Below are 13,413 nucleotides of genomic sequence, written 5' to 3'. Positions count from 1 at the left end.
GAACTATGACTGATCATCCAGGCGCCAAGTGGAACGACGAACCCACCGACTTTGACCAGCGCGGCAAGCTGCCCCGCATGAGCGCTCCTCCGGCACCTGTCATGGGGTCGCTGAACATTACTGCCGCGGCCGCCGATCCGGGCCTGTTGGATCTGCCCTGGCACATCCGTCTGGAGGACTGGCCGGCCGCGAACCTCGCCGCGCTCCCCCGCGGTATCTCCCGTCACGTGGTTCGCTTTGCGCATCTGGACGGTTCGGTCATTGCCATCAAGGAAACCTCCGAACACGTGGCCCGCCACGAGTACCACATGCTGCGTAAGCTGGCGCGGCTGGATGTGCCCTGCGTGGAGCCGGTAGCTGTCATCAGTGGCCGCACCACGCCCAACGGTGAAGCGCTGGACCCGGTACTTGTCACCCGGCACCTGAAGTTCTCCCTCCCTTACCGCGCCTTGTTCTCCCAGAAGCTGCGCCGCGACACTTTGACCCGTCTCATTGACGCCCAGGCACTGCTTCTGGTGCGGCTGCACCTGGTGGGCTTCTACTGGGGAGATGTCTCCCTCTCCAACACCTTGTTCCGCCGCGATGCCGGCGCCTTCGCCGCATACTTGGTGGATGCCGAGACCGGCGAGCTCTACCCGGACTTGTCCACGGGCCAGCGCGAATATGATCTTGAGATTGCCCGCGTCAACATTGCCGGGGAACTTATGGATCTGCTTGAAGGCGGACTCATTGAGGAAAAAGTGGACCCCGTGGCCACCAGCGAGCTCATCATGGAAAGCTACCGCCGCCTGTGGGCTGAGCTGACCGAGAAGGAATCGTTCGAACTCGAGGACCGCTGGCGCGTGGGTGCCCGCATTCGCCGCCTGAACGAGCTCGGCTTCGATGTCGAGGAATACGCCATCAAGACCACCCCGGACGGCGCCACCATCCAGCTCCAGCCCAAGGTGGTGGACGCCGGACATCACCAGCGCCGCCTGCTGCGCCTGACAGGCATTGACGCTCAGGAGAACCAGGCCCGGCGTCTGCTCAACGACATGGACTCCTTCCGCAACGATGTCAGTCCTGCCAAGGATGAGGAGATCAGCGCGCATGAATGGGTCAGCTCCATTTTCGAACCCATCGTGCGCTCCATCCCGCGCGAGCTTGGCGGCAAGCTGGAACCGGCCGAGGTGGTGCACGAGGTTCTGGAGCATCGCTGGTTCCGCTCCCAGGATGAGGAACGCAACGTTCCACTGGCCGAGGCCGTGCAGTCCTACGTGGACGACATCCTGCGCTTCCGCCGCGACGAAGACGCCATCATGCTCAGCACCGATACGGCAACCATCAAAATGCTAGAAAGCGGCGTGCTCCCCGACACCGCTTTCGACGACTAGCCCACCGACGCTGCACCACCTTTTGGGGTGTTTTGGGCAACCCTGCACCACCTTTTGGGCGTTTTCCCGAAACCCTCCATCACCTTTTGGGCGCCTTCCCGAAACGCCCGTTCGCATCCAACGTTAGGAGCCACCGCATGGCAGCTATTTCCAGGTTTGTGAGCACGGCCGATGTCCATGAGGGGGCCCAGCCTGAACGGGTATCAGTCTCGGTGCTGTTTGAGGCTGAGCTCGACAATGGGGAATCGGTCTTGGTGTTGGACGATCGTGGCTGGAACTCCAGCCAGCCATGGGCAGACGCTAGTCAGGAACAGATTGAGTCGACGGCGCGAGTTGTGGTGGGCCCCGATGAACCGTACGGCGACCAGACCGCCACCGGCGCAGTCACAGCCTATTGGAACTACATTCAGAACATCCTGGCCCAACATGGCTTGGAAACGAGCCCCGCCGAGCTACCGGCAATCCCCCACGACGTAGTGCTGAGCCAAAGCATCATTGAACACCTGGGCAGCAAGCACAGCGCATCTGAATGAACCGGAATGCCTGCCGCAAAGATCGTTTGCGCGACATGCGCGCCCGCCGACAGAGCGTCCGGAAAATCCCCAATCGCTGATGGAGCGTTGCCCGAAACACCCCAATCGCTGATGGAGCGTTGCCCAAACCACCCCAATCGCTGATGGAGCGTCCTACGGGCAGGCGGGGATGGCCTTGCCCGGATTGAGGATGCCCTGCGGGTCAAATAGCGCCTTGATGGAGCGCTGGAGATCCAACACCTCCGAGCTTTGTTCCAGCCCCAGCCAGCGCAGCTTGTACTGCCCAATCCCGTGTTCGCCAGTAATGGTGCCGCCCAGCTCAAGCGCCTTGTCAATGGACTCATCCAGCGCCGCATTCAGGGCCGCAATGCCAGCTGGCTCAAAGGTAGGCACGGAGAACGTGGGGTGCAGATTGCCGTCGCCGGCATGCGCGATGACCGCCAGGTCCACACCGTGCCGCACCGCCATCTCCTCCAGCGCCGTAATGTAATGCACCAGCTGCGAGCGCGGCACGGCCACATCCTCACCCACCCGATTCTCGGCGTCCACGTCCAAGCCCCGGTTGTTGCGCCGCAGCTCCACCAGCCGTTGCGCCTCCTGCGGGTCTTCCCTGCTGACAATGCCGCCAACCTTTTCAAGTTCGACGGCGGCCACCGCCTCTTCCGCCTCGGCTGCCAATCCGTCGAATTGGATCAGCAGCAGCGCCGTCCCCCGCGACGCGAGATTGCTGCCATTGCGGCGGTCCAGTTCCTCAAGCGATGGTCCATCCAATAGTTCCAGAATGCAGGGCTGCACGCGGGCTGCGCCGAGCGCCAGCACGCCAGCCGCTGCCTGCTGCACGGAGGGGAAGAACACAGCGAGGGTGCGCACAATGGTGGGCAGGTACTTCAGCCGCACGGTGGCGCCCACAACAATGCCCAGTGTGCCCTCTGATCCAACAAAAAGACTCGTGAGGTCGTATCCGGCAACGCCCTTGAACGTCCGGTGTCCGGTATGAATCAAGGAACCGTCGGCCAATACCACGTCCAACGCCAGCACGGCATCGCGCGTGACGCCGTACTTGGCGCAGCGCAGCCCACCAGCGTTCGTGGCGATGTTCCCACCAATCGTGGAAATCTTGAAGCTTGCCGGGTCCGGGGCAAACATCAGCCCATGCATGGCCACGGCATTGTTGAGCTCGCCGTTGATGACGCCGGGTTCAACGCGGGCAATCTCATCGGCCGGGTTGATCTCCAGGATCTGGTTCATGCGCGTCAGGTTCAGCACCACGCAGCCGGCAGTGGCGTGCGCCCCGCCCGACACCCCGGTCCCGGCACCTCTGGTCACCAACGGAACGCCGATTGCAGCGGCCGCACGCACAACTGCCTGCACATCTGCCACCGATTCCGCCCACACCACCGCCAACGGCAGCTGGTAGTCGGTGACGGGCCCTTGGTCAATAGCAAAGGTCGTCAGATCCGCGGCAACAACGCTGATCTGGTCCGCACGCAGGTCCTGCCGCAATAACGCCACAAACCCTGCGTCCACCTCATTCTCCTGTCCAACCATGTCCCACCAGACCCTTCCCCTAGATACTGCTTTTAGTCTAGGAGATGGCGGCAGGCCACAGCTCGCGGGCGCGGTTGCCACCCATGAGAGTTCCTCCACAGGCCAAGCCACGCTGCTCACCGTGCACATTGAGCCCTGTGGCACTGTTGCCGACCGGTCTCATCCCCTACAGTCCAACTATGGACATCACGGACGGGAAGTCGAATGAGCCGCTTTCCAATGCAGAGGCAGGGCAGGGCATCGAGCGCCTCTATCAACGTCGCGACCACGTACCCGAATCGGGCCCACGAGCAATAAATTCTCGTTCACTTCAAAGCGTTGCGGCTGTACTTTCAACGGCAAGAGAGCTCTTCGCAGTGGTCTCCAAAACGGATCCGAGAAGCCTCTCAAACAAGGAGCTCAGACTTCTCATTGCAGCTACAGACCAGTTCAGGCAATACCTACAGACTCTGATCTTGGAGGCCTCGGAAGAACTTTTCCATCGTCTCTCCGCTCGTGAGCTGGACGAGAAACACGTAGGCACTGCGGTGCATCTGTTGACTGACACGCTGCAACTCAGCGTTGCCGAGACCTGCCTCTTGAAGAAATTGGCCCGCCCACCCTGAGGCCGGCCACCCTAAGACCTGTGCCCTGAGAGCAGAGGTCTGCGGTCTCAGGGCACCAAGGGTCAGGAGTCAGGCTTCAGGTACCGTGACTCCGGCCAGCCGCCACACATACGCGCCGGGACCATCAAGTTGGAGCTTCTCCTCGGTAGCACCGAACTCGGCCGTGGCGAATGCCGGCACCAGCATCAGGGCCTGCACATCGGCAGCAGAGAGTCCCAACTCTGTTACCGGGAACAGTGCCGGCGAGCGCGTAGCAATCACCAGCAACGATTCCTCCGGCGACTCCCGCACAAAAGCCAGCACATCGCCGTCGGCCATCAACCACCGCATCCCACCGTCTGACACCGCCGGACTAGTGTGCCGCAGCTCCGTCAGCACGGCGTACGCGGAACGCAGATCTGTCACCACACGGTCAGGTTCATCCCACGGGATGGGCGTGCGTGAATCCTCGCCGTTCCACCCCTTCAGGCCAAACTCGTCGCCGGCAAAAACCACTGCGATCCCCGGCACCAGCATGGACAGCGCGGCGGCAACCAGCGGCCCGCCCGCAATCATGACGCTCGCCGCCCGCGCCGTGTCATGGGTGTTCAGCGCGTTCATGGTCGCCTTACGCACGGGCCAGGAAAACGCGCTGGAAAGGTCTCTATGTGTCTCAAGCACGACGTCGGCACCCACCTTGGGCGGGCCCGCCAGCGGGGTGCCGAAAAAGTCCACGCGCGCGGCTGGGTCGGCCAACCACTGCCACAGGGGGCGGGTGAAGTTGGAGTACGTCATGGCGCCCTGCCAGCCGAAGCCGTCTACATCGGCGCCGGCATCCGAGGTTTCCTCGCCAAGCAGCAGCGCGTTGGGGTTGATCTCCAGGATGCGGTCCTGAATGAGTGCTGCCACTTCCTTGTTGATGTTCTGTGCGCCCAGGCGGCCGGTCATGTTGCCCACGTCAATGCGCCAGCCGTCCAGGTTGAACGGGGGCTTGAGCCAGTGCGCCACCACGGAATCCTCGCCCGTGACGAAGGCTTCGCGCAAGGCAGCAGAGGCCCAGTTCAACTTGGGCAGCGACTTCACACCCCACCAAGACTCGTACTCCGTGCGGTCCTCGTTGAAGTAGTAGAAGCTAGCCTCCACACTGTTCGGGTCGGCCTGGGCGCGCTTGAACCATTCATGGGCATCGCCAGTGTGGTTGGAGGTCAGATCTCCCATGACCTTCATGCCACGGGCGTGCGCTGCCTCGACCAGCCTGATGAGGGCCTCGTCCCCGCCCAGGAGCGGATCCACTTCCATGAACGTCGACGCGTCATAGCGGTGGTTGGAGCGTCCCGGGAAGAACGGGGTCAGGTAGACGATGTCAGCACCTAGCGCCTCCAGCTCATCCAGCTTTTCGGTGACGCCATCCAGATCGCCACCATAGAACTGGCGTGCCACATCGGGGCCACTGCCCTGCACGGGGGTGTCCCAGCCACAGGCAACGCCCCAGTCAGGGGTGGGCAGTCCGGCAGCCTTTTCGGACCGGGCAAATCGGTCCGGGAAAACTTGATACATGACGGCATCGTGCGACCATGCCGGAGCGGCCTTGGCGGTGGTCACCCGGAAGTCGTTGTAATCGGAGGTGTCCCGGTTGTACAGACCTGCATTGTTCAGATACCAATAGCTGGGACCGTCGTCTTCGCTGCCCGCCGTCTCAATGACAAAGCGGTACAGCGCCACGGGGTTCACGTGCAGGATGGTAGTCTCCCACCACACCCACCCGCCAGAGTTCCCCACCACGGTGGCTTCGTCATACCGCGGCTCGGCGTCCTGAACGCTACGGACCCACACACGCGAGGCGGTCCCCCAGTCTTGCGGAACGCGCAACCGCAGGGCCACGCGTTGGCCAAGCTCCGGCGTCGAACTTCCCACATACAGTGCCGAACCATCGTGGTGCGGTTGATTGCCTGCCATGTTTACCCCTTTACTCCACCTTGAACCAAACCACTCACAATGTACCGCTGCAGGAACAAGAACAGTGCCATGACAGGCACGGCAGCCAAAACGGCTCCTGCCGAGAAGATGCCCCAGTTCTTCGAGCGGGTATCTGCCACGAAGGAATACAGTCCCACGGCCAGAGTTTGCGAATCCGGATCGGTCAGCACCACGGAGGCGATCACGAACTCACTGGAAATGCTGATGAAGGACAGCAGCGCCACCACGGCCAGGATCGGCGTGACGAGCCGCAAAATGATGCCGAAGAAGATCTGCACGTGGGAGGCGCCGTCAATCTTGGCCGCCTCATCCAGCTCCTGCGGTATCGTGTTGAAGAAGCCGTACATGAGGTATGTGTTCACGCCAAGCGCACCGCCCAGGTAGACCATGATCAGGCCCAGCTGGCTGCCCAGACCCAAAGCTGGGATGACGTCGGAGATGCCGCTGAGCAACAAGAAAATTGCGACGACGGCCAGCAGCTGCGGGAACATCTGCAGTAGGAGCAGCGAGAGTAGGCCCATGCGGCGGCCCTTGAAGCGCATGCGGGAGAACGCGTAGGCGGCCATGGCGCCCAGGAACACGGTAGCTGCCGAGGTGACCACACCGATGACCAAGGTGTTGACGAACCAGCGCCCGAAGGGGCGGGCCGGGTCATTGAAGAGATTGATGAAGTTGCCGAAGTCGATCTTGGTGAACAGGCCCTTGGTGCCGGCCAGGGTGCCGTTGGAGTTCAGTGCTGCGGAGAGCACGTAGAGCAGCGGGAAGATGGCGAAGAGTGTAACAACCACGCCCACCAGGTGGCGCCAGCCCTTGTCCTTGAACCAGACCCCGAAGGGGCGGCGCTTAGGCGCTTGGAGTTCGGCTGCGTTTTCTGGTGTGGGCCGCACGGGAACGGTGGTGGTGCTCATCGGTTCACTTCCTCAAGTGCTTTGGTCTGCTTGAAGCTCACGGCGGAAACCGTGGCCACAATGATGAAGATGACAATCGCCAAGGCGCTGGCCAGGCCGTAATCACGGCCGGTTCCCTGCCCGAACGCCACCTTGTACACCAGGGTGATCAAGATGTCCGTGGAGCCAATATCGCGGGTGGTGTCCTCGAAGCGGGGTCCGCCACCTGTCAGCATGTAGATGACGTTGAAGTTGTTGAAGTTGAACGCGAAGGACGCAATCAGCAACGGGGCAATGGAAACCAGCAGCAGCGGCAGCTTGATGGAACGGAACACGCGCCACGCTCCGGCACCGTCCATGCGTGCGGCCTCGTCCAGCTCGGCGGGCAGCGATTGCAGGGCGCCGGTGCAGACCAGGAACATGTACGGGAATCCTAGCCAGAGGTTCACCACTAGGACGCTAATCTTGGCCAGGATGGGGTCTGTTAGCCAGCCGATCTCTGCCCCGCCGAGCAAGGTTTGGTTCAGCCAGCCGAATTGTGGGTTGAGAATACCGGACCACACCAGGCCGGAGAGGAATGCCGGGAAAGCGTACGGCAGGATCATCAACACCCGGTAGATCTTCTTGCCGCGCAGATCGTCACGGTTGAACGTGATGGCCAGGAACAAGCCCAAGCCGAAGGTCAGAATGACGGAGGTGATGGCGAACATGAACGTCCAGGCGATCACGTTCAACAGCGGCGCCCGCAAATTGGGATCGGTGAAGGCGCGGACAAAGTTATCGAAGCCAACGTTGATCTTCCAACCAGTGGCCAACCGTTCGCCGTCCGCGGAGGCGAAGGCGCCCTCGCCGTTGTCGGTATACGTGGTGCCGGTTTCGACGTCGGTGAAGGTGTCGGTGCCGGCGTCGTAGACCATGCTGGGCTTGAAGGCGTAGGCGGTACTGCCGTCTGCTGTTCGCAGGCTGCCTTGGGCGGCATCCTCGGACACCGGCACGGAGATGCTCAGAATGTCGTTCTGGTTGGCCACGATCGCAGCAAAGTTCAGGGTGTCATAGCCGGGTACTGAGACGGCCTTGCCGGTTCCATCGAGCACAGCATCGGTGACAGCTGTCAGCGGTTTTGTGGTTGACCCAATGGAGACGGTGCCGTCGGGGTTAGTGAAGAGCAGGAACAGCTCGTCATTCTGTTTTAGTACAGATGTTTTAAAAGAGGGGGAATCCGGAACACGCTTTTGCGCTGTGATCTGGATGGCCGAGATGGCATCGGCTTTAGTGCTGTTATGTCCGTCGCCGTAGTTGGTGAAAGCGATGTAGCCGGAGTAAAGCACCACGAACACTTGGAAAACAACCAGAAAGAACACACCCGGTGCCAGGTATTTGGCGGGCAGGCCGCCCTTGCGCAGGTAAATCCAGTTGATCAGCAGCGTGACCGCGGCGGCAATGACCATGATGAGCCACGACTGACTCAAGAAGAGCGTAATCAAGACGAACACCGCAAAGGCATCGACCAGGCCCAACAGCACCACCTTGACCATGGTGGACTTGAGCGATTCCATGCCGTGGCGGCTGTTCGCTGCGCGGTTCTTCGTTGCGCGGCCATTGGGGGATGTGGGGCCGTTAGTCACCCGTGGTGCGGGTCCGGCGTCGTTAGTGGATTGGGGAACTCGCATCACGTGGCTATCCTCTTGCAGTGCTTCAAAGGCGACGATACGGTGCGTGGCGCCCAGCTATGCGGCTGGGCGCCACGCACCTTTACTGATTAGTTAGTGCGCTTACGCGCCGATCTTGGACTTGATGGTGGCAGCCATCTTGGGCCAGTCGGTTGCGGGATCGCCCTTGCCCTTGATCAGGGCCAACTCGGTTGCTCCCCAGTCGTTCCAGACGGCATCCATTTCCGGGATGGCCGGCATGGGAACGCCGTTGTCGCCGATCTTGCCGAACGCCGCCACGATGGGATCCGAGGACGCCTTCGTGAAGGATGCCGTCAGAGCAGGAGGACGTCCACCTGCGGTGAACATGGAATCCTGGGCGGCCTCGGTGGTCAGGTAGTTGGTGACGAACTCCGTGGTGGCCAGAGCGTTGGCACTCTTGGCGCTGATGAAGAAGCCATTGACGCCGACAAACGGCTGCGCAGGCTTGTCGCCTGCGGTGGGCAACGGGTCAACAGCGAGCTTGATGCCGGCCTTCTGCAGATCCGGGACATTCCACGGGCCGGTAAGGAAGTACGGGCTCTTGCCGTTCTTGAACTCTTCCTTGGCAATGTCGCCGGTGATGTTAGAGTTCAGGACCTTGGAGCCGGAATCTCCCCATTCCACGAGCTTCTTGGCAAATTCGACGCCGGCCGGCTCACCCAGGATGAGCTGCTTGGGATCGTAACCGCCATCGGCATCCACTCCGAAGACAGCCGAACCCATGGAGGTCTGCAGCGGGTAGAGGTGGTATGGATCGCCCTGCTTCGGATCCAGACCAACCAGGAACGCGTACTTGGCCTTGCCGGAATCCACAACGCCCTTACCTGCGGCGATGACTTCGTCAAAGGTGGTGACGGCTGCCGGCAGCAAGGCTGTGTTGCGCAGCAGCGCAATGTTTTCTACCGAATACGGGACACCATAGGTTGAGCCATTGAAGGTCATGGCCTTGATGGAGGTTTTGGAGAAAGCAGAGGACTTATCGCCGAGCTCAACCGGGGCAATGACACCATTCTGTACGAACTTGCCTACCCAGTCGTGCGGCCCAACAATCAGGTCCGGGCCCTTGCCGGTGGGAACCTGCGTTATGAAGTCATCGCGTACAGCAGCGAAGTCCTTGATCACGAGCTTCACTTCAATGCCGGTATCTGCCTTGAACTTTGCGGCAATGTCCTTCAGCGCCGGTGAGCGTTCCGCGTCAACCCACATGGTGATGGTGGTGGCTCCGCCAGCGGCAAGGTCCGCTGCAGTGGCTGTTGCGGTACTTGTGGTCTTGGTATCGCCGCCACAGGCACTGAGCGCAAGTGCGCTTACTGCCGAGAGTGCGCCAACAGCAAAGACGCGACGACTGACGGGGTTAGCACTGGTATTTGGCAACTTCATTGGTGTCCCTTTCTTGAGCCCAGCACCTCTTTGGAGGGGCGTCCGGGCAAAAAATCACATAAGTGGCCTACCTCACAAAGCGTAAGCAATCTCAAACATACATGAAAGCGGTTCCAAAACGGAAGTCCTGTTCTTCCAATTTTTCAGTTGATCCGAAACTTCCCTCCGTTCCAGCGGATCTTGAGGCGGCGGATAGAACCCGCCTACCCCCGCCTTTTCAGTCTTTTTGTTGAAAATCGAGCCCTCTTACAGATCCAGCCAACATTTTTGAGAACGTTTACATTTTGCCTTCGACTCTCTAAGGTTGTACCCATGTCTGTTACCTCATCGGAACTCCGCGCCGCCTCGGCCCCTCTTGCGCCAGCCACCCTAGCGCCCGCCGCCGCTGCCTCAGCGCCCGCTTCGGGCTCCACGCCCGCCACTGCCTCGATTGCTGGGGCTGCTGGGCTCGCCGGGCTGGCTGGCGCCCTGACGCCGATCCATGCGGCAGCGCCCCAGAGTGCACAACATTGGTCTGCCGACTCCGTGATTTACCAGATCTACCCGCGGTCCTTCCGCGACAGCAACGGCGACGGCGTTGGAGACTTGGAAGGCATCACGCTCGAGTTGGGTCAGCTGGCACAGTTGGGCGTGGACGCCGTGTGGCTCTCGCCGTTCTTCCGCTCCCCGCAACGCGACGCCGGCTACGACGTTTCTGACTACCGCCAGGTGGATCCGCTCTTTGGCACCCTAGCTGACTTCGACCACATGGTGGAAACAGCCACGGGGCTGAACTTGCGCGTCATCATCGATCTGGTCCCCAACCACTGCTCCGATCAGCATCAGCTCTTCCAAGCGGCACTCGCGGGCGCCCCTGGCAGCGCCGAACGGGAAGTGTTCATCTTCCGCGATGGCAAGGGACCCGACGGCGCTCTGCCGCCGAACAACTGGCAGTCGCACTTTGGTGGCCCAGCGTGGACCCGCGTCACCGCGGCCAAGGGTGATGCCGGTCAGTGGTTCTTGCACCTGTTCGATTCCACGCAGCCCGACTTCAACTGGGACAACGCCACTGTCCACGCAGAATTCGAGCAAACCTTGCGCTTCTGGCTCGATCGCGGCGTGCACGGCTTCCGCGTGGACGTGGCCCACGCCCTGGTCAAAGCCGACGGCCTGCCCGATTGGGGTGGCACTGCCTGGGGTGGCAGCTCCGAGGGCTTCCCCGGACATCTGGCTCCCATGTTCGGCCAACCGGCCCTGCACGACATCTACCGCCGCTGGCGCGAAGTCCTCGCCGAGTACGGCCCGGAGCGCATCCTGTGCGCCGAGGCTAACGTGGATCCTCTGGAACGCATGGCCGATTGGGTACGCCCGGACCAAATGCACCAAGCCTTCAACTTCCCCTACCTGGCCACCGGGTTCTCCGCTCCTGCCTTGCGCAATGTGGTCGAAGAATCCCTGCGGGCTTTTGATGCCGTTGGTGCCCCCAGCACGTGGGTGCTCTCAAATCACGATGTGGTCCGGCACGCCACCCGCTTCGGGTACGACGGCGGCAGCCCTCGCGATGGCGATGGCGTTGGCGCCGGTGACGAACAGCCCAACCTCGCCCTGGGACGCCAACGTGCGGCTGCGGCGTCGTTGTTCATGCTGGCACTGCCCGGCGCATGCTACCTCTACCAGGGCGAAGAGCTGGGCCTTCCGGACCACACCACGCTGCCGAATGACGCGCGCCAAGATCCAACGTTTGCCCGCACCGGCGGCGAACGGATTGGTCGCGACGGCTGCCGTGTGCCCCTCCCCTGGGTAGCCGGCAGCCCGGCTGCGGGATTCAGCGACGGCTCTGGCGCAGGCGTTGCTGGTACCCAAGATGACGGCGCTACCCCGTCTGCACCGTGGCTCCCCCAACCCTTGGACTGGTCAAGTTACGCCCGCGATTCCCAAGCCAACGATCCGGCGTCGCACTTGTCCTTGTACCGCAAGGCACTAGCGCTGCGGCGTGAACTCCAGCTGGGCACAGGATCGCTGCAATGGGCTGAAGAATACTGCTCGGAGGGCTCACTGGCGTTCCTGAACGGCTCCACCTTGGTACTCATCAACACCGGCAATGAACCCCTGCGGTTGCCCGCTGGAACCGTCATCGCACGGTCCCTCCCTGACCTCGGCGACAACGCTGAACTAGAATCGTCCGAGGCTATTTGGCTGAAACTGTGACGCAAGGACTGAGGGGCAATAAAGTGGCGGGCATCAAAGAGGTTGCGGAACTTTCCGGGCTGTCGATCGCCACGGTGTCGCGCGCGTTGGGCGGTAAAGGGAGCGTTTCTGCAAAGAGCCGCAAACTGGCCCAGGACGCGGCCGCGGAGCTAGGCTTCGTGTTGTCGTATGCTGCCTCCAGTCTGGCCTCTGGCCGTAATCACAACATTGGGATCGTGGTTCCCGGCGTCAACCGCTGGTTCTATTCTTCGGTGATCGACGGCGCCGCCGCGGTCCTGCTCGAGGCCGGCTACGATCTCACGCTCTACACCACTAGCCAAAATGAGAGTCACCGCGCCACCATCTTGACCGATTTCCTCCTGCGAAAGAGGCTCGACGCCGTTATCGCCGTTTCGCTGGAGCTCACCGAAGCTGAGGTAAGCCAGCTGTTGGCGATTCACCGCCCCGTGCTCGGAATCGGTGGGCCGCTGCCTGGTGCTGACAGCTTGCGCGTCAATGACTTTGAATTGGCCAAGCGGGCTACCGATCACCTGATCGGGCTCGGCCATACCCGGATCGCGCATATTGGCGGCGATCATGAGTATGATTCTGACTTCAAATTGCCCAGGACACGGCGAAGTGGATATCAGATGGCCATGGAGCAAGCTCAGCTGCCTACTTCAGAGGCATGGCAGCGGAGCTCAGACTTTACCGTCCAGGGCGCTTACGTCACCGCCCGCGCCCTGCTGGGTGATGGTCTAATGCGGCCGACTGCTGTCTTCGCAGCCTCCGACGAAATGGCCATCGGGACCATCCTCGCCGCCAGAGACTTTGGCCTGCGGGTTCCGGAAGAATTGTCGGTGATTGGCATTGACGGGCACGAGCTGGGCGAAGTCTTTGGGCTTACCACCTTTGATCAGAAGCCGCGCGAACAGGGCGCCCTCGCTGCACGCCGGATCTTGGCCCGGCTGGAGCAGTCCTCTGAGGATGCCGCTGTGGCGTACCAGCCGGTGGCAGAAGAGTTCCCTACCGAATTGGTGGTACGTAGGAGTACTGCGGTGCCGGCGGTGGAGTAGCTGCTGGCTGGTATGTGTTTTAAAGAGTTGTGGCTACCCTGGGTGGGGTGGCCGTGTGTGGTGTGGGTTGTTAAATGCGGGGAGGCCCCACACCGTGTTTGGTGTGGGGCCTCTACCCTTTTTTTACGTGTTGTCCGGCGGTGTCCTACTCTCCCACATCCTCACGAATGCAGTACCATCGGCGCTGTGGGTCTTAGC

Annotated in this window: 11 protein-coding genes; 5 read left to right on the top strand and 6 right to left on the bottom strand. The window is 61.6% G+C overall.

Going from position 1 to position 13,413, the window contains the following annotated elements:
- Positions 1-5 precede the first annotated feature (5 nt).
- Both CXQ93_RS19400 and CXQ93_RS19395 read left to right on the top strand, forming a co-directional pair.
- Entirely contained in the window at positions 6-1,373 is a 1,368-nt protein-coding gene (locus tag CXQ93_RS19400) for a DUF4032 domain-containing protein (RefSeq protein ID WP_104112056.1), read from the top strand.
- Between the two features lie 137 nt (positions 1,374-1,510).
- Entirely contained in the window at positions 1,511-1,906 is a 396-nt protein-coding gene (locus CXQ93_RS19395; protein WP_104112055.1) for a hypothetical protein, read from the top strand.
- A gap of 153 nt (positions 1,907-2,059) precedes the next feature.
- Here CXQ93_RS19395 and CXQ93_RS19390 read toward each other — a convergent pair whose 3' ends face one another.
- Entirely contained in the window at positions 2,060-3,454 is a 1,395-nt protein-coding gene (locus CXQ93_RS19390) for an FAD-binding oxidoreductase (RefSeq protein ID WP_104112054.1), read from the bottom strand.
- Positions 3,455-3,491: 37 nt separating this feature from the next.
- Positions 3,492-3,617, bottom strand: a complete 126-nt coding sequence (locus tag CXQ93_RS21195) for a hypothetical protein (RefSeq protein ID WP_258069126.1) — start codon at positions 3,615-3,617, stop codon at positions 3,492-3,494.
- Positions 3,618-3,633: 16 nt separating this feature from the next.
- On the opposite strand from CXQ93_RS21195, the gene CXQ93_RS19385 reads away from it, so the two are divergent.
- Positions 3,634-4,059: a hypothetical protein gene (locus CXQ93_RS19385; protein WP_146073284.1), complete on the top strand. Its 426-nt coding sequence runs from the start codon at positions 3,634-3,636 to the stop codon at positions 4,057-4,059.
- A 69-nt stretch (positions 4,060-4,128) separates the two neighbouring features.
- On the opposite strand, the gene CXQ93_RS19380 is transcribed toward CXQ93_RS19385, so the two are convergent.
- The 4 genes from CXQ93_RS19380 to CXQ93_RS19365 all read right to left on the bottom strand — a co-directional run bounded on the left by CXQ93_RS19380 (position 4,129) and on the right by CXQ93_RS19365 (position 9,973).
- On the bottom strand, positions 4,129-5,994 hold the full coding sequence (locus CXQ93_RS19380; protein WP_104112052.1) for a glycoside hydrolase family 13 protein: 1,866 nt from the start codon (positions 5,992-5,994) through the stop codon (positions 4,129-4,131).
- A gap of 2 nt (positions 5,995-5,996) precedes the next feature.
- Complete coding sequence (locus CXQ93_RS19375) at positions 5,997-6,923, bottom strand: sugar ABC transporter permease (protein WP_104112051.1); 927 nt, start codon at positions 6,921-6,923, stop codon at positions 5,997-5,999.
- A complete protein-coding gene (locus CXQ93_RS19370; RefSeq protein WP_104112050.1) occupies positions 6,920-8,572 on the bottom strand; it encodes an ABC transporter permease subunit in 1,653 nt (550 codons plus the stop codon). The genes CXQ93_RS19375 and CXQ93_RS19370 overlap by 4 nt, the downstream gene beginning before the upstream one ends.
- Positions 8,573-8,674: 102 nt before the next feature.
- Entirely contained in the window at positions 8,675-9,973 is a 1,299-nt protein-coding gene (locus tag CXQ93_RS19365; protein WP_104112049.1) for a maltose ABC transporter substrate-binding protein, read from the bottom strand.
- Positions 9,974-10,285: 312 nt separating this feature from the next.
- On the opposite strand from CXQ93_RS19365, the gene CXQ93_RS19360 reads away from it, so the two are divergent.
- Both CXQ93_RS19360 and CXQ93_RS19355 read left to right on the top strand, forming a co-directional pair.
- Positions 10,286-12,160: a glycoside hydrolase family 13 protein gene (locus CXQ93_RS19360; protein WP_104112048.1), complete on the top strand. Its 1,875-nt coding sequence runs from the start codon at positions 10,286-10,288 to the stop codon at positions 12,158-12,160.
- A 23-nt stretch (positions 12,161-12,183) separates the two neighbouring features.
- On the top strand, positions 12,184-13,215 hold the full coding sequence (locus CXQ93_RS19355; protein ID WP_104112047.1) for a LacI family DNA-binding transcriptional regulator: 1,032 nt from the start codon (positions 12,184-12,186) through the stop codon (positions 13,213-13,215).
- Positions 13,216-13,413 lie beyond the last annotated feature (198 nt).

The sequence above is a fragment of the Arthrobacter sp. N199823 genome (genome assembly GCF_002929705.1).
GTDB lineage: Bacteria > Actinomycetota > Actinomycetes > Actinomycetales > Micrococcaceae > Specibacter.
This window is presented reverse-complemented; position numbering and strand designations above follow the sequence as displayed.